The 16,995-nt window shown below is 44.0% G+C and carries 17 protein-coding genes; 5 read left to right on the top strand and 12 right to left on the bottom strand.

Annotated features, from left to right (window positions below):
- Nucleotides 1-73 precede the first annotated feature (73 nt).
- The 3 genes from proB to AC4PG5_RS11530 all read left to right on the top strand — a co-directional run bounded on the left by proB (nt 74) and on the right by AC4PG5_RS11530 (nt 3,528).
- Complete coding sequence (proB, locus tag AC4PG5_RS11540) at nt 74-1,159, top strand: glutamate 5-kinase (RefSeq protein WP_492029032.1); 1,086 nt, start codon at nt 74-76, stop codon at nt 1,157-1,159.
- A gap of 131 nt (nt 1,160-1,290) precedes the next feature.
- Complete coding sequence (locus AC4PG5_RS11535) at nt 1,291-2,544, top strand: glutamate-5-semialdehyde dehydrogenase (protein WP_492029031.1); 1,254 nt, start codon at nt 1,291-1,293, stop codon at nt 2,542-2,544.
- A gap of 27 nt (nt 2,545-2,571) precedes the next feature.
- Entirely contained in the window at nt 2,572-3,528 is a 957-nt protein-coding gene (locus AC4PG5_RS11530; RefSeq protein ID WP_492029030.1) for a Rossmann-fold NAD(P)-binding domain-containing protein, read from the top strand.
- Nucleotides 3,529-3,610: 82 nt separating this feature from the next.
- Here the strand turns inward: AC4PG5_RS11530 and AC4PG5_RS11525 are convergent, their stop codons facing one another.
- The 6 genes from AC4PG5_RS11525 to rpmH all read right to left on the bottom strand — a co-directional run bounded on the left by AC4PG5_RS11525 (nt 3,611) and on the right by rpmH (nt 8,519).
- Nucleotides 3,611-4,309, bottom strand: coding sequence for a NigD1/NigD2 family lipoprotein (locus AC4PG5_RS11525; protein WP_492029029.1), 699 nt, complete (start codon nt 4,307-4,309; stop codon nt 3,611-3,613).
- Nucleotides 4,306-5,454 carry an acyltransferase gene (locus AC4PG5_RS11520; RefSeq protein ID WP_492029028.1) on the bottom strand — a complete coding sequence of 383 codons (1,149 nt, stop codon included), beginning with the start codon at nt 5,452-5,454 and terminating at the stop codon, nt 4,306-4,308. The genes AC4PG5_RS11525 and AC4PG5_RS11520 overlap by 4 nt, the downstream gene beginning before the upstream one ends.
- 12 nt (nt 5,455-5,466) lie before the next feature.
- Nucleotides 5,467-6,444, bottom strand: a complete 978-nt coding sequence (locus AC4PG5_RS11515; RefSeq protein WP_492029027.1) for a D-alanine--D-alanine ligase — start codon at nt 6,442-6,444, stop codon at nt 5,467-5,469.
- The gene (locus AC4PG5_RS11510; protein ID WP_492029026.1) at nt 6,441-7,511 is read right to left on the bottom strand and encodes an RluA family pseudouridine synthase; all 1,071 of its coding nucleotides are present in this window, start codon (nt 7,509-7,511) and stop codon (nt 6,441-6,443) included. Before AC4PG5_RS11510 ends, AC4PG5_RS11515 begins: the two co-directional genes overlap by 4 nt.
- A gap of 29 nt (nt 7,512-7,540) precedes the next feature.
- Nucleotides 7,541-8,203, bottom strand: coding sequence for a PASTA domain-containing protein (locus tag AC4PG5_RS11505; protein WP_492029025.1), 663 nt, complete (start codon nt 8,201-8,203; stop codon nt 7,541-7,543).
- Between the two features lie 154 nt (nt 8,204-8,357).
- Nucleotides 8,358-8,519, bottom strand: a complete 162-nt coding sequence (gene rpmH / locus AC4PG5_RS11500; protein WP_492029024.1) for a 50S ribosomal protein L34 — start codon at nt 8,517-8,519, stop codon at nt 8,358-8,360.
- Between the two features lie 189 nt (nt 8,520-8,708).
- On the opposite strand from rpmH, the gene efp reads away from it, so the two are divergent.
- Nucleotides 8,709-9,275, top strand: coding sequence for an elongation factor P (efp, locus tag AC4PG5_RS11495; RefSeq protein WP_492029023.1), 567 nt, complete (start codon nt 8,709-8,711; stop codon nt 9,273-9,275).
- A gap of 176 nt (nt 9,276-9,451) precedes the next feature.
- The gene (locus tag AC4PG5_RS11490; protein ID WP_492029022.1) at nt 9,452-10,852 is read left to right on the top strand and encodes an alkaline phosphatase; all 1,401 of its coding nucleotides are present in this window, start codon (nt 9,452-9,454) and stop codon (nt 10,850-10,852) included.
- 724 nt (nt 10,853-11,576) lie between these two features.
- Here AC4PG5_RS11490 and AC4PG5_RS11485 read toward each other — a convergent pair.
- The 6 genes from AC4PG5_RS11485 to pta all read right to left on the bottom strand — a co-directional run bounded on the left by AC4PG5_RS11485 (nt 11,577) and on the right by pta (nt 16,950).
- Entirely contained in the window at nt 11,577-12,344 is a 768-nt protein-coding gene (locus AC4PG5_RS11485; RefSeq protein ID WP_492029021.1) for a UDP-2,3-diacylglucosamine diphosphatase, read from the bottom strand.
- 58 nt (nt 12,345-12,402) lie between these two features.
- The gene (locus AC4PG5_RS11480; RefSeq protein WP_492030752.1) at nt 12,403-12,714 is read right to left on the bottom strand and encodes an iron-sulfur cluster assembly protein; all 312 of its coding nucleotides are present in this window, start codon (nt 12,712-12,714) and stop codon (nt 12,403-12,405) included.
- Between the two features lie 46 nt (nt 12,715-12,760).
- Nucleotides 12,761-13,456 carry a RadC family protein gene (gene radC / locus AC4PG5_RS11475; protein ID WP_492029020.1) on the bottom strand — a complete coding sequence of 232 codons (696 nt, stop codon included), beginning with the start codon at nt 13,454-13,456 and terminating at the stop codon, nt 12,761-12,763.
- A 56-nt stretch (nt 13,457-13,512) separates the two neighbouring features.
- Entirely contained in the window at nt 13,513-14,502 is a 990-nt protein-coding gene (locus tag AC4PG5_RS11470) for a glycosyltransferase family 2 protein (RefSeq protein ID WP_492029019.1), read from the bottom strand.
- 203 nt (nt 14,503-14,705) lie between these two features.
- Nucleotides 14,706-15,911: an acetate kinase gene (locus tag AC4PG5_RS11465; RefSeq protein WP_492029018.1), complete on the bottom strand. Its 1,206-nt coding sequence runs from the start codon at nt 15,909-15,911 to the stop codon at nt 14,706-14,708.
- Between the two features lie 19 nt (nt 15,912-15,930).
- Nucleotides 15,931-16,950, bottom strand: coding sequence for a phosphate acetyltransferase (gene pta / locus AC4PG5_RS11460; RefSeq protein ID WP_492029017.1), 1,020 nt, complete (start codon nt 16,948-16,950; stop codon nt 15,931-15,933).
- Nucleotides 16,951-16,995: the final 45 nt, after the last annotated feature.

The raw sequence follows: 16,995 nt of genomic DNA, 5'->3' as shown, positions 1-16,995 counted from the left end.
AGACAACTATTAATCCAATTATCAGACTTCATATAAACAATTTTGTATATTTGCCAATCTAATTGATAAAACAATGAATTCATCTTTTACACGTATCACCATAAAGATTGGTAGCAATGTACTGACTCGTCAAGACGGTACGCTAGACATCACGCGTATGTCGGCACTTGTCGATCAGATTGCCGCACTCCATCGTAAAGGTATAGAAGTCTTATTGATCTCATCAGGTGCCGTTGCATCCGGACGGAGTGAAATGCAACAAACCACAAAACTCGACCATGTGGACCAACGCCAATTGTTCTCTGCCATCGGGCAGGTCAAACTGATCAATCGCTATTACGAACTGTTCAGAGAATATGGCATTCCGGTTGGGCAAGTCCTCACCACAAAAGAAAATTTTAGCACCCGCCAACACTACCTCACCCAGAAGAACTGCATGTCGGTCATGCTAGCCAATGGCGTCATCCCGATCATCAATGAGAACGACACCATTTCGATCAGTGAGCTCATGTTTACCGACAACGACGAACTCTCGGGACTTATCGCTTCTATGATGAATGCCCAACTCCTGATCATTCTAAGCAACATTGACGGCATATATAATGGGACGCCCGCCGACCCAAATAGTCAAGTCATCCGAACCATCAAACCCGGAGAAGACCTAACCGCTTATATCCAGACCAACAAATCCTCATTCGGACGAGGAGGCATGCTGACTAAAACCCGCATTGCAGGGAAAGTGGCCGACGAAGGTATTGCGGTGATCGTCGCCAATGGAAAACGTGAACACATCTTGACGGATCTGCTCAACCACCCAGAAAACACCATCTGCACCCACTTCCAACCTTCCGATCACCCGGTATCGAACATCAAGAAATGGATTGCACATAGTGACGGCTTTGCGAAAGGACGAATTTACATCAACGAAGAAGCCACAAACATTATCACCGATCCGAACAAAGCGATAAGCATACTTCCCATAGGCATTACGCGTATTGAAGGAGAATTTGAGAAAGACGATATTGTTCGCATCATCAACTTCAACAATGAACCCATCGGAGTGGGAAAAGTGGACTGCAGTTCCGAGCAAGCCAAAAAGGTGATTGGGAAACGCGGAAAGAAAGCCATTATCCACTACGACTACCTCTATATTGAATAGAAACAGTATAAGTATCAGCTTTTAACGTTTTTAAAAGCCTTAGAAACAATTATCTATAATGAGATCCGCTTTTTCAAGCAGATTTCATTATTTTTGTATTTACAACTTTCATTTTTTATTTATCACTGATCATGGAAACTCAGTTAAACTCTATATTTGAAAAGGTACAAGTCGCCAGTCGAACCTTGATTGATTTAAGCGATCAACAGATTCGAACAATCTTGCATGCCATAGCCGACCGTACAGAAGCCAGCCTCTCAAACCTCCTATCAGAGAATGAGAAGGACCTCAAACAGATGGAGCGCACGAACCCCAAGTACGATCGATTAAAGTTAACGGAAGAGCGACTCAAAGAGATTGCAAATGGCTTGCGTCACGTCGCTTCACTACCCAATCCATTAGATCGAGTCCTAAAAGAGGAGACTCGCCCCAATGGGATGCGTTTAAAGCAAGTCACCGTTCCGTTTGGTGTGATCGGTATCATCTATGAAGCTCGCCCGAATGTCAGTTTCGATGTTTTTGCTCTTTGCTTAAAAAGCGGAAACGCCTGCATACTGAAAGGAGGAAGCGACGCCGAACATTCCAATCGCGCCATCATCGCCTTGATCCACGACGTTCTCACAAAACATGCCGTCGATCCCAGCATTGTGGAGCTACTCCCTTCCGACCGTTTAGCCACAGAAGCGTTATTACGAGCCACCGGGAAAGTAGACCTCATCATACCTAGAGGAAGCAGTCAACTGATCCAGTTCGTTCGCGAACATTCCATCATCCCGGTCATTGAGACAGGGGCAGGAATTTGCCATACCTACTTTGACGAACAAGGTGACCTCGCCAAAGGAACCGCGATCATCGCCAATGCAAAAACCCGTCGGGTCAGTGTTTGCAATGCACTCGACTGCCTCATTATTCATAAGAAACGATTAAGTGATCTTCCACAGCTTTGTGCGCCGCTACAAGAAAAAAACGTGTTCATCTACGCCGATTCTGAAGCTTATCAACAGTTAGCTGACCACTATCCGACCAACCTTCTGCAAGAAGCCACTTCAGAACATTTCGGCACAGAGTTTCTGGACTACAAGATGGCTATTAAAACCGTATCCGGATTGGACGAAGCGCTAGATCACATCCGTCGCTACAGCTCGAAGCATAGCGAATGTATCCTCACCGAGGATCAGGCCACAGCCAACCGTTTTATGAGAGCCGTAGATGCAGCTTGCGTATACACCAATGTTTCTACCGCCTTTACCGATGGAGCCCAGTTCGGTCTAGGAGCAGAGATTGGTATCAGCACTCAAAAGCTACATGCCCGAGGCCCTATGGGACTCGAAGAGCTGACCTCCTATAAATGGATTATAGAAGGAAACGGACAAATCAGAAATTAATTCAAAAAACATCATAACTCGAAAATTATGAAGAAATTTACATGCGTACAAGATATCGGCAATCTACAAACAGCCCTTGCCGATGCCTTTGAGATTAAGAACGATCGCTTCAAATACGTCGAACTCGGACGTAACAAAACGTTGATGATGATCTTCTTCAACTCGAGTTTGCGTACCAGATTAAGCACCCAAAAGGCTGCACAAAATTTGGGAATGAATGTCATTGTACTCGACATTAATCAAGGTGCATGGCAGTTAGAGACCGAGCGAGGAGTCATCATGGACGGAGACAAACCCGAACACCTCCTCGAGGCCATTCCTGTGATGGGATGCTATTGCGACGTGATCGGCGTTCGTTCATTCGCTCGTTTCGAAAGCCGTGAGTACGATTATCAAGAAGTGATTATTAACCAATTCATTCAATACTCCGGACGTCCCGTCTTCTCGATGGAAGCTGCAACTCGTCACCCCCTTCAGAGTTTCGCCGACCTCATCACCATTGAAGAGTATAAAAAAACAGCTCGCCCTAAAGTCGTACTCACCTGGGCTCCACATCCTAAAGCATTGCCACAAGCCGTGCCTAATTCTTTTGCAGAATGGATGAATGCTACCGACTACGACTTTGTGATTACCCATCCGGAAGGTTACGAACTCGATCCCATGTTTGCCGGTAACGCTCGAATTGAATATGATCAGATGAAAGCCTTCGAAGGCGCAGATTTCATTTATGCCAAGAACTGGGCGGCCTATCAAGGCGATCATTATGGGAAAGTTCTATCGTCCGATCGATCTTGGACTGTTAGCGACCGACAGATGGCGGTGACCAATGAGGCTTATTTCATGCACTGCTTACCCGTGAGACGAAACATGATTGTGACCGATGATGTCATCGAAAGCCCACAGTCGATTGTCATCCCACAAGCTGCCAATCGGGAGATCTCGGCAACCGTTGTTCTTAAACGACTCTTAGAAGAGCTCAAATAGTCTTAAAACAACGCTCCCCTCACGACTTCTGTAAAATGAAATCACGAGGGGAGCACTGTTTATGATCGTTATTTAATACAGCTCAATCCTTATTCGGTATATATTCAAACCCCGGGTTTGCATAACGGCTCTCCTTTACAAGCGCACCCGATCTATCCCGACGATAATATTCAAAGCCCACCAACAGTTTTTTAGTACCAATATCCACCAAATACTTTCTTAACGGAATAGAAAGATAAGCCCGCTTAGAAAAGGCCTCCATATCGCCATCAGCATCATGGTAGAGCAGGATTTTAACCATTCGAGAATCGGCATCCTCACTCACTTGTTCTTCAATAAAATGGAACCGATGAATCCGATCCTTTGCCATTAAAGAGAGAATGATATTTAAGTATTCCCGTCCCGTCCAAATGCTCACCACCTCTGCCGGGTCCGTTTTTACTCCATTCTCCAAACTCGAAGCTAATACCGGATCCAAAGAAAGGGTTTCTCTTAAAGCATATACACGAGCCGATGCTCCGCCATTGTCGGGCAGCACCTCATAGTTCGCAATGATACGCACCTCTTTATCAGCCACGCCTTGAAAACCCGTCCGATCCTCAGTCACCTCATATTGTTCCCCCCGATCGGTTAAAATCGTGCTCAGCCGTCCGTCGTTCCCAACCTTAGCGGTTAGAAATTCCAACGCTACCGGAGGATACACATAGTCCTCCTTACGGCTACATCCCATTAAAATCATTAAAGAGAGTAACAATATGCCTAGTGACCCTTTTCTACTCATTGAATAGCCTGTAAATGATTGATTAACGGATTAGCATACATCGTCAACAACCGTTCGCGTAAGAAAGCTTCATCCTTATTCGGAATGACAATCTTCTCAAGCTGACCAGTCAGATACGATTCAAATTTAGTTTGTTCCTCATCCGAGTAATGCTCCGCAAAAGTCGCCCCACCGTTCAGTAAGTCGTAAGCCACATAATTTCCCGGATAAATGCGATAATTTGCATGAATACGTCGGTCGATCAGAGTCGAGATACGTGTAAACAAATCGACTTTCGACAGCGATCGGTCCATCTTCTCCAGTTCGTCATTAATGCAAGTGGCCACCTGAAAGTGCACCTGTCCTTTATAGCCGAACAGCCCCGTTTCCATATTCATCAAATCATCCTGAGTACTCTTCTTGTATCCCTCAACGTCGCGTTTCAACTGAAACTCTTGAGCTTTAAGATAATCACAAGGATCATACTCATATGAGATCGCCAACGGCGCAATATTCATTTCCAGTAATCGGTCGACCACGTCACCCGTACCTCCCATAGCGATCATCTTCAAGATGCTATCCTGCGTACGGTCGTTCGAGTCTTTCGCGCGTCCTTCACGTTGAGCGATCCAAATCGATTGTTTCTTCTCGCCAATGGTAAAATGCATATAACGAGACATCCGAGCCGATGATTCCAACATCTGGCGCATCGTCAATGCCCGTTGTACAATAAACGATTTATTCACCCGTACCAGTTTATTGATCCAAGGATAAATCAACAGATTATCGCCAATCGCAATCTCCACCGTATCCAATCCCTTATCGACCAATAAAATCGAAAGGAACCCGGAATCCAAGATGATATCCCGATGATTAGAAATATACGTGTATGCTTTCGAAAGATCATTATCGGGCGAGAACGCCATATCCAATCCATCGGTATGTGCACCGGCCAATTTCCATAAGAGTCTATAGCAAAACATCTTTTGAAAATCCAGTTTAGTTTTACACGATCTAATCATTCCCTCCAAAACAGAAAAAGGAACATCCGGCATCACGACACGAGACGCCTCTTGAAATGCCGGATCAGCGATCAATTCCTCAAAGACTTGAGGAAGCTCCTCATCATGATAAGGACGAATCTCGTCAAATTCAGTACTAGTCATTCTTACAACCTCTTAATTAAACTTATTCTCAATGATATCGGTCATCACCTCCTGAATATCCAGACCAGCCGCTCTCACTTGTTGCGGGATAAAGCTAGTAGCCGTCATTCCCGGAGTTGTGTTCACTTCAAGAAGATTTATTTTCTCACCGGCTGTCACGATATAATCCACACGGATAATACCCGAACAGCCCAATATATCATAAATGGCAGAAGTCAAAGCCTGTACCCGTTGCGTCAATTCCGGAGAAATACGAGCCGGGGTGATTTCATCAACCTCTCCATTATATTTAGCGTCATAATCAAAAAACTCATTATGCGTCACCACTTCCGTTGGCGGGAAAAGTACCGCTTTATCCTTCGTCTTATAGCAACCGCAGGTCAGTTCCATGCCATCCATAAAAGCTTCAACGATCACCTCATCGGCTTCTTCGAACGCTTTGTGAATAGCCGGTTGGATCGCTGTGCGCTCCTTAACCTTAGTCACCCCAAAGCTCGATCCGCCAAGACTCGGCTTGATGAAACAAGGTAAGCCCACGGTTTCCACCACCTGGTCATCGGTAGCCGATTGTCCGCGACGTAGCATCAGTGATTCCGCGATGCGAATACCAAAGGCCTTGAGGTACTGATTACAAGCGAACTTATCGTATGTAATAGCCGCCGGTAAAACGCCACAGCAAGAATATGGAATACGTAACAGGTCGAAATAGCCCTGTAATCGTCCATCCTCCCCCGGCGTTCCGTGTATGGTAATATAAGCAAAGTCGAACACGACCTTTCGTCCATTACACACAAAACTGAAGTCGTTTCGGTCGATTGGAGCCTTGCCACCATCCGGAAGTTCTACCTCCCAGCGTAAGCCCTCCATCTCAACAATATACAACTCATATTTATCCTTATCAATGAAGGAATAAATTCCCTGTGCACTACGCAGGGAAACATGAAACTCAGAGGTGTCCCCTCCGGCTACAATAGCAATAATGCGTTTCATTCTAAATCTCGATTACTAATATAACCCCTCCACTTCTCGATCAACTGTGTCATATCATCAGGCATCTCAGAAGTAAAAAACATTTCCTTCCCGGTAACCGGATGCACAAAGCCCAATGTCATCGCATGTAAGGCTTGTCGCGGACAAGTCGCAAAGCAGTTATTCACAAATTGTTTATATTTACTAAAATGAGTTCCTTTAAGAATTTCGTGTCCACCATAGCGTTCATCATTGAACAACACATGGCCGATATGCTTCATGTGCACCCTAATCTGATGCGTACGTCCGGTTTCCAGACGACATTCAACTAAAGTCACATAACCCAAGCGTTCCAACACCCGATAGTGCGTAACGGCAGGCTTACCAACTTCTGGGTCGCTCATCACCGCCATCTGCATTCGGTCTTTAGGGTTACGGGCAATATTCCCGACAATGGTTCCTTCATCCTGTTCAACTGTTCCCCAAACCAAAGCACGGTATTGGCGCTTCGTGGTCTTATTAAAGAACTGAAGTCCCAGATGAGTCTTCGCATCCGGCGTTTTGGCAATCACCAATAAACCGGAAGTATCTTTATCGATACGATGCACTAGTCCCACATGCGGATCATTCGCATCATAACCGGGTACCTCTTTCAGGTGCCAAGCTAACGCATTGACCAACGTCCCGTGATAGTTCCCATGTCCGGGATGCACCACTAGTCCCGCCGGTTTATTCACCACCATCAACGTATCATCCTCATAGACAATATTCAGAGGAATGTCCTCCGGAATAATCTCATTCTCATAGCGTGGACGATCCATCATCACCGTGATCACATCACACGGCTTCACCTTATAGCTACTCTTCACCGGTTTGCCATTCGCCATGACAAACCCTCCATCTGCCGCTTTTTGAATCCGATTTCGGGAAGCATTAATGATCCGTTCGAACAAATATTTATCCACCCGCACCATCGATTGTCCCTTATCTACAACAACGCGAAAATGTTCATAAAGTTCGCCGTTGTCGTTCAGCGGTTCTATTTCGTCAATCTCATTATCTATATCGTCAGAAAACTCTTCAATCATTCGTCAATCCTGCTTACTCATGAAAAAAATTAAAACCAATTCTCTTCTTCTGTATTTTTAGTCGTTGTTGAAGTCGGTTGTTCTACCGCTCCTTCGGTCTCGTCGATCGCCAACGAATCTTCACTGGCAGACTTTTCACCGGTACCATCACCAACCATCAACACCAAAGTCGCTCCAGCCGGCACCTTATCGCCGGTGATCAACTGGCGTCCTCTATATTTCACACCATACACCCAATCCTGCTCACCGTTGACCAATTCAGTCGGTCCTAACTTGAAACCTAGAGCCAACAATTTAGCTTCAGCTTCACGGAATGAGCTATTATCGCCCACATCAGGAACCACTTTCAACGGCACATTCATGGCATTAATGGTCAGATAAATCATACGTCCTTCTTTCACCTTCTGTCCGGCTTCAGGAGTCATCTCCAGCACCACGCCTGCGGCTTTATTCTTGACATAAGCCGAATCAGACACCACGCACTCCAGACCCTGGTTACGGAATATTTTGACGACCTCTTCCATCTTTAGACCTTTAACATCGGGCACTGCCACGGCTTCACCGTGACGGGTATAAACGTCGAGTATTTTCAACGTTACAAACAACAAAATACCGGCGACTACAATCATTGCCGCAATATTTACCCAGAAAAACTTATTAGTCTTAATCGAAAAGAAATCTTTTATAGTCATATGCTCTCAAGTTTATTCGCCTCAAAGATACTATAATTTCATTGAAAATACCTATCTCTTCCCTCTTAGTTAAAGGGGGTTGTGATAGAAACAAAAAAAGCAGAGCCAATGCATGCTCTGCTTTTTTTATGTTGTTTAAAACAAACGCTAATTACTAGGCTTTTTTGCCATTGTATTCGTCAGAAACAGTCAGTTTCTTTCTGCCTTTAGCACGACGAGATGCCAATACTCTGCGGCCGTTAGCTGTAGCCATTCTCTCACGGAAACCGTGTTTGTTCTTTCTCTTTCTGTTAGAGGGTTGAAATGTTCTTTTCATTACTGTATACTGTTTTATGTTATTATTCTACGTAATCGGGCTGCAAAAATAGGCACTTTTTTTAAATAAACCAAGAGATAACTCATTTTTGCTCAAAAGATTTTGTGATTTCTAACGAATTAAATTACTTTTGCAATCGGAAAAGCAGAGAAAAGGAAATAACTATATAAATAAAAATAACATCGCAATATGATTAATTCACAAGACATCAAAAACGGAACTTGCATCCGTATGGACGGAAAGCTCTATTTCTGTATCGAATTCCTTCATGTAAAACCGGGAAAAGGTAACACATTTATGCGTACCAAATTGAAAGACGTTATTAGCGGATACGTTCTCGAACGTCGTTTCAACATCGGTGAGAAGTTGGAAGATGTACGTGTAGAACGCCGCCCATACCAATTCCTATATAAAGAAGGTGAAGACTACATCTTCATGAATCAAGAAACATTCGATCAACACCCTATCGCTCACGATTTGATCAACGGTGTCGATTTTCTTCTTGAAGGAATGGTATTGGAAGTGGTGTCTGACTCTTCAACAGAAACTGTTCTTTACGCTGATATGCCAGTTAAAGTACAGATGAAGATTACTTACACAGAACCAGGTTTAAGAGGCGATACTGCAACTAACACCTTGAAGCCGGCTACCGTTGAATCAGGTGCAACAGTGCGTGTTCCGTTATTCATCAACGAAGGCGAGACTATCGAAATCGACACACGCGACGGTTCATACGTTGGCCGTGTGAAAGCTTAATATAAGATTTCCATCACACATACAAAGACAGCCCATATTAATGGGCTGTCTTTTTTTTGAAACATAGGTATTAAAAAAACTCTATTTTTTTTAATTCTTAGTTCATTCCTCGCCACCTTACCGTTTAACTATTATCTTTGTGTTTAAAATCTAAACAACAAAAAAATAGATAAACAATGAGACGAATGATTTATGCCCTCCTTTTTGTCCTGATTTCTATCGCGGCAAATGGGCAAGCGAAGTATGTATTTTATTTTATCGGGGATGGAATGGGAGTCAACCAAGTCAATGGTACTGAAATGTATAGAGCCGAACAACAGAACGGTCAAATCGGCACTCTGCCCCTACTCTTCACTCAATTTCCAATAGCCGGTATGGCCACGACTTTCTCCAAGACCAATTCAGTCACCGACTCGGCAGCTGCGGGTACGGCGCTAGCAACCGGAACAAAGACTTACAACCATGCCATCGGAGTTGGCGTAGACAAGAACGCACTCGAGAGTGTTGCCGAGAAGGCACATAAATCGGGGAAAAAAGTCGGCGTTGCGACTTCTGTAAGTATCGACCACGCCACACCGGCCGCTTTTTACGCCCATCAGGCGGATCGCGGAATGGCTTACGAGATCGCACTCGATCTACCGAAAGCCAATTTCGATTTTTATGCCGGAGCAGGATTTGTAAGCCCCACTACCACTAGCGCAAAGAAAGAAGCACCAAGCATTTTCCCAATCTTCGAAAAAGCAGGCTACACCCTCTCACGTGGTCATGCAGACTACAAAGCAAAAGCCGGGAAAGCCCAAAAGATGATCTTAATGCAAAAAGAGGATAAATCAGTATACGCCCTTCCTTATGCAATCGACCGAAAGAGTGACGATTTAACCTTGGAACAAATCACCGAGAGCGCCATCAACTTCTTAACCAAAGGAAAAAACAACGGATTCTTCCTCATGGTAGAAGGGGGTAAAATAGACTGGGCTTGCCACGGCAATGACGCGGCTACAGTGTTCAATGAAGTAGTCGACATGGACAACGCCATCAAAATAGCCTATGAATTCTACAAAAAGCACCCTAAAGAAACTCTGATTGTTGTCACAGCCGACCATGAAACAGGGGGCATCGCTTTAGGCACAGGCGACTACGCTTTAAACCTAAAAGTACTTCAATATCAGAAACATTCGGTCGACGAGCTATCGGCTGAGATCAGTAAGCTACGTCGTTCAAAAGGCAACAAAGTGACTTGGGAAGAGATGAAAACCTTCTTGGGCGAGACTATGGGATTCTGGAAAGAGGTTCCTGTAACTTGGGAACAAGAGAAGAAGCTTCACGACGAATATGAAAAATCGTTTGTCAAGAATAAAGTCGAACTTTCAGAAAGCTTATATGCCAAGAGTGAGCCAATGGCAGCTCGTGCTAAAGAAGTGTTGAATGAAATCGCCATGGTAAGCTGGGCTAGTGGAAGCCACTCAGCCGGATATGTTCCGGTATACGCTGTTGGTAAAGGTGCCGAATTATTCATTGGTAAAATGGATAACACCGACATCCCCAAGCGTATTGCTAAAGCCGGTCAATACAAATAATAGACCCTAACGATCGATAAATGAAAAGGAAGACTTAAATGAAGTCTTCCTTTTTTTAGTTCTACGACCGCCCTCTCAAAAATCAAAAAAAGAGGACATTACAAATTATCTAAAGTCAAATAAGATCTTTAGGCATTCATACAAACGAAGCAAGAGCAAAGGAAAAATCAAAGGAAATATGGGCGCAAATTAATCCCCAATAATAGCGCGATCAGTTTCAAAGGGTGAAACAAAAAGTTGCATTGTAGGACACTTTAGTCTCATACAACCGAAAACGAAGTTTCAAACAAGGAAAACTAAAGTTTCAAAGGTGAATCTCTCAGTTCCCGAATTTGGAAATAAATCCGCTTTCGTCTGAAAATAATTTTCAACTAGGAATAAAAATAAAAATAGACAACAAAAAGAGTACTCCGAATTACCTTATGAGAACCATATATCGGTGGCAGATCTTTGATCTGCAATATGATCTGCAACACCATCTGCAACCCTTATTACCAACTCGTAATCAAGCTATTAGAGAGACTAGGTGGTAGCGTTGCAGATAAATCTCATAAAAACATCTATGGGGAGAAATGAATCGGCTTATCAACCAACGAAGAAGTCAGTGAATAAGTCGGTAAATTGTTTTAATCGAAAGAAACCAAAAATCTAGCTAACAACGATTTAACCTGTTAATAACATTGTTAATAACTCACGGAGGTTTAAATCGGCCCTATCTTTCTGTTTAGCACGGTACCGTCTCCCCCTCAATAAAAGACTCAAGGAAAAGGTGCTCACCATCAAAAACAGCATAAGTGAAGAAGTTGATCCAATCGCCTAAAATCAGCACACGGGATGTTGACGACAACATCAGATCGAGTTCGATGTGTCGATGCCCAAACATAAAAAAGTTGATGCTGGGGTGATTCTTTAAATAGTCTTTAGCATAAAGAACCAAATATTCTTTATGTTCGCCCATATACTCCGGATCCTTTCCATCGATCCGTTTTAGGCGACTTTGTTTGGCCCAGGACAAGCCGAGCTCCACACTCCAACGAGGATGTAAGGCTGAGAATAGACGTTGCAGAGTGGCACTGTGAAACATTCGACGCAACAGTTTAAATTTCTTGTCCGGATCGCCCAACCCATCACCATGGGCTAAATAAAACTCCTGACCTTGAAGCTCGATCGTCAACGGCTCACGATGAATGGTCACCCCACACTCTGTGGCCAGATAATCACCACACCACAAGTCGTGATTACCCGTAAAGAAATGCACCTCTACGCCAAGATCAGTCAGTTCGGAGAGTTTACCCAAGAAGCGGGTATACCCTTTAGGAACTACCAAGCGAAATTCGTACCAGAAATCGAACATATCCCCCAGTAGATAAACAGCCGAGGCTTTATGCTTTATACTCTCTAGAAAGTTCACCAACCGACGCTCGTGTGTCCGGCCGTGTTCAATCGCACGCGACCCCAGATGAGCATCGGAAAGGAAATAAACATTCTTCATGAACGGTCAGTTTTAAAAGATACCAGTATTATTCGTCAGATGATAAGAGACGCCCCCATTATAAGAACCCTAATTCGAGTTTGGCCTCTTCGGACATCATATCCTTATCCCATGTCGGTTCAAAGACCAAGTTGATCGTAGCCGAAGTTACGCCCTCTACCGATTCCACCTTCATGCGAACATCTTCCATAATAAAATCGGCAGCCGGACAGTTCGGTGCCGTTAGCGTCATATCCAAAGACAACTCACCCGATTCAGCAACATCAATTTTATAAATCAACCCAAGATCGTAAACATTCACCGGGATCTCCGGGTCGTATACCGTCTTAAGCACTTCTACTATCTTTTCTTCTATTTCAAATTTATTCATCATGATACGTCTCGTTTGTTTTTGCAAATATAAGAATAAAATTCACTCAGATCAGTCCCTCGTCGGCAAAACTGAAATAAGAACTCTCACAAACAATAACGTGATCAATCAGTCGGATGTTCATCGTCGCAGCGGCCTTTTGAATATGAGCGGTCAGGTTTCGGTCCTCAACACTCGGACGATGGTTGCCCGAAGGGTGATTGTGGATCAAGGCCAGTTGTGTGGCCCGATGCAGGAGAGCTTCCCGTAAAACAAAGCGTACATCGGTATACGTACCATCTATTCCCCCGGTACTCACGCGTACCTTATCGATCAATCGATTCGCTTGATTCAAGAGCAACACCCAGAATTCTTCCCGATCGAGATCGCACATCAACGGTTGGAACAATTGGTAAATAGCAGTCGAACAAAGAAGTTGGGGACGCTCCACGGCTTTTTGTAAATTTCGTCGCCGTCCAAGTTCCAGAGCCGCCATAATGGTTAGACTCTTGGCCGACCCCATGCCCTTAAAAGTCGAGAAATCGGCCACCTCCCACTTAGCCAGCGTATTCAGATTATTATCGCACGCTTGAAGCAGACGTTTCATCAGCGACACGGCACTCTCTTCAGTATTACCCGAGCCGATCAGGATAGCCAACAGCTCGGCATCGCTCAATGCTTCGGCCCCTTTGGTGAGCATCTTCTCACGGGGACGATCTTGAGACGCCCAATGATTAATCGTTAGTTTTGTTTTAACCTCCATACTTCGTTTTTGATCTTCTTTCCAGTCAGATCGCAACGAGCAGGGGCGGGAAAGGGTTATTTATAAAAGTTCTTCCGAAAAGCCTCAAACTCATCTCGTCCCAACACGCAACGCTCCCACCAAGCTCTCCAAAAGCCGGTTCCGTATCCCACTAATTGCACAAATGCGGCGCCGATGGAATAAAGGCCGATACGAAGACTCTTGTTTTGAACGGTCGAATCGAGACCAACCAACACGGCATAAAGCAACAATGGAAGTAAGCTATAGAGACAGAACAAGCTGCCTACCAAGAAAAAGGCCACTCCCAGAGTAAATAGCCCGGGCAATAAGTGAACCGGTTTCAGCGAACCCGGATATTTCTTATATAAATTGATACGGGCAATGCCCGAATTGTGTACTTGCTTGAAAAACTTCCTCAGATCGGTACGACGTTTGTGGTAGACCCATGCATCAGGAAATAACCGACATTGATAACCGTCGGCAAAGATACGAATACTGAAATCGATATCTTCACCAAAACGCATGTTGGAGAATCCGTTTAAAGCCTTGTAAACAGTCGAACGAACGCCCATATTGAAACTCCGCGGATAGAACTTATCCATTTTCTTCTTTCCTCCACGAATACCACCGGTGGTAAAAAAGGAGGTCATCGAATAATTGATCGCTTTCTGAACCGGGGTAAACGAATCGTGTGCCCGATCGGGACCTCCAAACGCATCCGCGTCGGCTGTTGCCAACTCTTTCTCAATGGCTTCGAAGTAACCTTGCGGTATAATCACGTCGGAGTCTAGAATCAAAAGATAGTCGCCTTGGCTCCGTTCAGCGCCATAATTACGAGTCTGGCCCGGACCAGAGTTCGGCTTCTCAAAATAATGGATCTGCAAACGTTCTGCATAACGATCGACTACCGCCTTACAAGGCACAGACGATCCGTCCTCCAAAATGATGACTTCAAAATCCTTAAAGGTCTGGTTGAGCAGACTTTGCAGTAACTCCTCGACCTCATCGGGACGATTATAAACCGGTACAATAACAGAATAGCGCATAAATAAATCGGATCTGGTTTTAGTATTCAGAAACAAAATAACAGAAAAAAAATGAAAGAACGCTTAAAACGGGTTACCTTTTTAGAATCATACGATTTCTAGAGCACATGAAATAGAAAAAGCTCCACAACGTTTACAGAAGAAACGTTGCAGAGCCTTTTATTTATCGGAAAACCGTCACCCGACAAGGCGGGAGAGGTTGATTAATCCTTCTTCAACAAGATATCCATGGTATCAGAAGCGATCAACAGCTCTTCGTCTGTAGGAATCACAACCACTTTAACTTTTGAGTTCGGTGTAGAAATCACCGTTTCTTTACCACGAATCTTATCGTTCAATTCGTAGTTCAACTCGATACCCAAATAGCCTAATGCTTTACAAACATCACGACGCATTTCGAACTGATTTTCACCAACACCACCGGTAAACAACAAAATATCGACTCCGTCAAGTACAGCAGCAAAAGCTCCAATATACTTCTTAATGCGGTAGTAGTACATCTTTTCAGCAAGGATTGCTTTTTCATTGCCTTCTTCGCAGGCAGCCAAAAGTTCACGCATATCACTTGATACACCAGAGATACCGAGTACACCACTCTTTTGGTTCAATAAGTTTGAAACCCCACTTGGAGTCAAGCCTTCTTTTTCCATGATGAAAGTCACAGCACCGGCATCAATATCACCAGAACGAGTACCCATGATCAATCCTTCGAGTGGAGTCAATCCCATGGTGGTATCCACACATTTACCATCTTTAATAGCAGCAATCGAACCTCCGTTACCAATATGGCAAGTGATGATTTTTTGACCTTCCGGTTTAACGCCTAAGAAGTCACATACACGTTGCGATACATAACGATGAGACGTTCCGTGGAAGCCGTAACGACGAATACCATATTTCTCATACAATTCGTAAGGGATACCATATAAATAAGCATAATTAGGCATCGTCTGATGGAAAGCTGTATCGAACACACCCACTTGAGGTACGTTAGGAAGGATCGAAGAAATGGCATTTACACCCTTCAAGTTAGCAGGGTTATGCAAAGGAGCCAAGTCGTTACAAGCCGTAAAGACATCCAAAACTTCCTTGTTCAACAATACAGATTCACTGAAGCGTTCGCCACCGTGTACCATACGATGTCCTACAGCATTAATTTCATCCAATGAGCTGATTGCTCCGAATTCCGGATGAATTAATGTTTTTAATATAAATTCCACACCTACAGTGTGTTCAGGAATATCTTTTTCTAAAACTTTTTTCTCACCGCTAGGTAAAGTTAGTTTCAAGAACGACCCTTTCAAGCCGATCTTCTCAATGCCACCTTGAGCAATTACATCCTTGTTCGCCATATCGAACAATTTGTATTTAATGGATGAACTACCGCAATTTAATACTAAAACTTTCATTTTGATCTATATTTAAAGGTTAACAATTTGTTTTTGCAGCAATAGCTTGATTAGCTGTAATAGCAATCATGCGATAAACGTCTTCGATAGAACAACCGCGAGACAAGTCGTTTACCGGACGAGCAATACCTTGCAATACCGGACCTACCGCATCGGCATGACCTAAACGTTGAACGAGCTTATAAGCAATGTTACCAACTTCCAAACTTGGTACAATCAAAACGTTAGCTTCACCTGCTACAGTTGACCCCGGTGCTTTTCCGGCAGCAACCTCAGGTACTAGAGCAGCATCAGCCTGCAATTCTCCATCGATGTTGATTGAAGGTGCCATCTGCTGTGCCAATTTTGTAGCCTCAACGACTTTGTCCACAACTTCATGTTTTGCAGAACCCTTGGTAGAGAAGCTTAATAAAGCCACTTTAGGATCTTCAATACCGGCAACAGCCTTTGCTGTTTGAGCCGTACATACTGCAATCTGAGCTAACTGATTAGCATCCGGAACCGGAGTTACAGCAACATCACCAACCACAAGCACTCCGTTTTGTCCACACTCAGGGGCGTGAGTCAATAACAACATGGCTCCTGAAACACAAGAAATACCCGGAGCAGTTTTAATAATCTGCAAAGCCGGACGAAGCACATTACCAGTCGTATTACGAGCACCGGCCAACTGACCATCAGCGTCGCCGTTCTTGATCATCAAACAACCATAATACAACGGATCATTCACAAGTTTACGGGCTTCCTCAATAGTCATCCCCTTTTTCTTACGAATATCGCACAACAATTGAGCATATTCTTCATGTTTAGGTGAGGTCTCAGGATCAATAATCGTTGCCTTACCAATATTTCCTAAACCAAGTTTAACTGCCAAGTCACCAATTTCTTGAGGTTTACCCAATAAAATCAAATCGGCTACTTCATCAGTCAAAATCTGATTAGCTGCTTTCAAAGTGCGTTCTTCCGTTCCTTCTGGAAGTACGATGCGCTGGCGATCGGCTTTTGCACGCGCCACAATCTGGTTAATTAAATTAAGCATAAAATTACGTAGTATGTAGGTATATAATATAGATAGTCTATGACT

Source organism: Bacteroides sp. QWL-09 (assembly GCF_058683585.1).
Note: the sequence above shows the minus strand (reverse complement) of the source record. Positions and strands in the feature narration are given on the sequence as shown.

Excerpts from the sequence above, each read along its gene's own strand:
- proB (WP_492029032.1), top strand. The coding sequence starts at position 74 with ATGAATTCATCTTTTACACGTATCACCATAAAGATTGGTAGCAATGTA.
- AC4PG5_RS11535 (WP_492029031.1), top strand. The coding sequence starts at position 1,291 with ATGGAAACTCAGTTAAACTCTATATTTGAAAAGGTACAAGTCGCCAGT.
- AC4PG5_RS11530 (WP_492029030.1), top strand. The coding sequence starts at position 2,572 with ATGAAGAAATTTACATGCGTACAAGATATCGGCAATCTACAAACAGCC.
- AC4PG5_RS11525 (WP_492029029.1), bottom strand. The coding sequence starts at position 4,309 with ATGAGTAGAAAAGGGTCACTAGGCATATTGTTACTCTCTTTAATGATT.
- AC4PG5_RS11520 (WP_492029028.1), bottom strand. The coding sequence starts at position 5,454 with ATGACTAGTACTGAATTTGACGAGATTCGTCCTTATCATGATGAGGAG.
- AC4PG5_RS11515 (WP_492029027.1), bottom strand. The coding sequence starts at position 6,444 with ATGAAACGCATTATTGCTATTGTAGCCGGAGGGGACACCTCTGAGTTT.
- AC4PG5_RS11510 (WP_492029026.1), bottom strand. The coding sequence starts at position 7,511 with ATGATTGAAGAGTTTTCTGACGATATAGATAATGAGATTGACGAAATA.
- AC4PG5_RS11505 (WP_492029025.1), bottom strand. The coding sequence starts at position 8,203 with ATGACTATAAAAGATTTCTTTTCGATTAAGACTAATAAGTTTTTCTGG.
- rpmH (WP_492029024.1), bottom strand. The coding sequence starts at position 8,519 with ATGAAAAGAACATTTCAACCCTCTAACAGAAAGAGAAAGAACAAACAC.
- efp (WP_492029023.1), top strand. The coding sequence starts at position 8,709 with ATGATTAATTCACAAGACATCAAAAACGGAACTTGCATCCGTATGGAC.
- AC4PG5_RS11490 (WP_492029022.1), top strand. The coding sequence starts at position 9,452 with ATGAGACGAATGATTTATGCCCTCCTTTTTGTCCTGATTTCTATCGCG.
- AC4PG5_RS11485 (WP_492029021.1), bottom strand. The coding sequence starts at position 12,344 with ATGAAGAATGTTTATTTCCTTTCCGATGCTCATCTGGGGTCGCGTGCG.
- AC4PG5_RS11480 (WP_492030752.1), bottom strand. The coding sequence starts at position 12,714 with ATGAATAAATTTGAAATAGAAGAAAAGATAGTAGAAGTGCTTAAGACG.
- radC (WP_492029020.1), bottom strand. The coding sequence starts at position 13,456 with ATGGAGGTTAAAACAAAACTAACGATTAATCATTGGGCGTCTCAAGAT.
- AC4PG5_RS11470 (WP_492029019.1), bottom strand. The coding sequence starts at position 14,502 with ATGCGCTATTCTGTTATTGTACCGGTTTATAATCGTCCCGATGAGGTC.
- AC4PG5_RS11465 (WP_492029018.1), bottom strand. The coding sequence starts at position 15,911 with ATGAAAGTTTTAGTATTAAATTGCGGTAGTTCATCCATTAAATACAAA.
- pta (WP_492029017.1), bottom strand. The coding sequence starts at position 16,950 with ATGCTTAATTTAATTAACCAGATTGTGGCGCGTGCAAAAGCCGATCGC.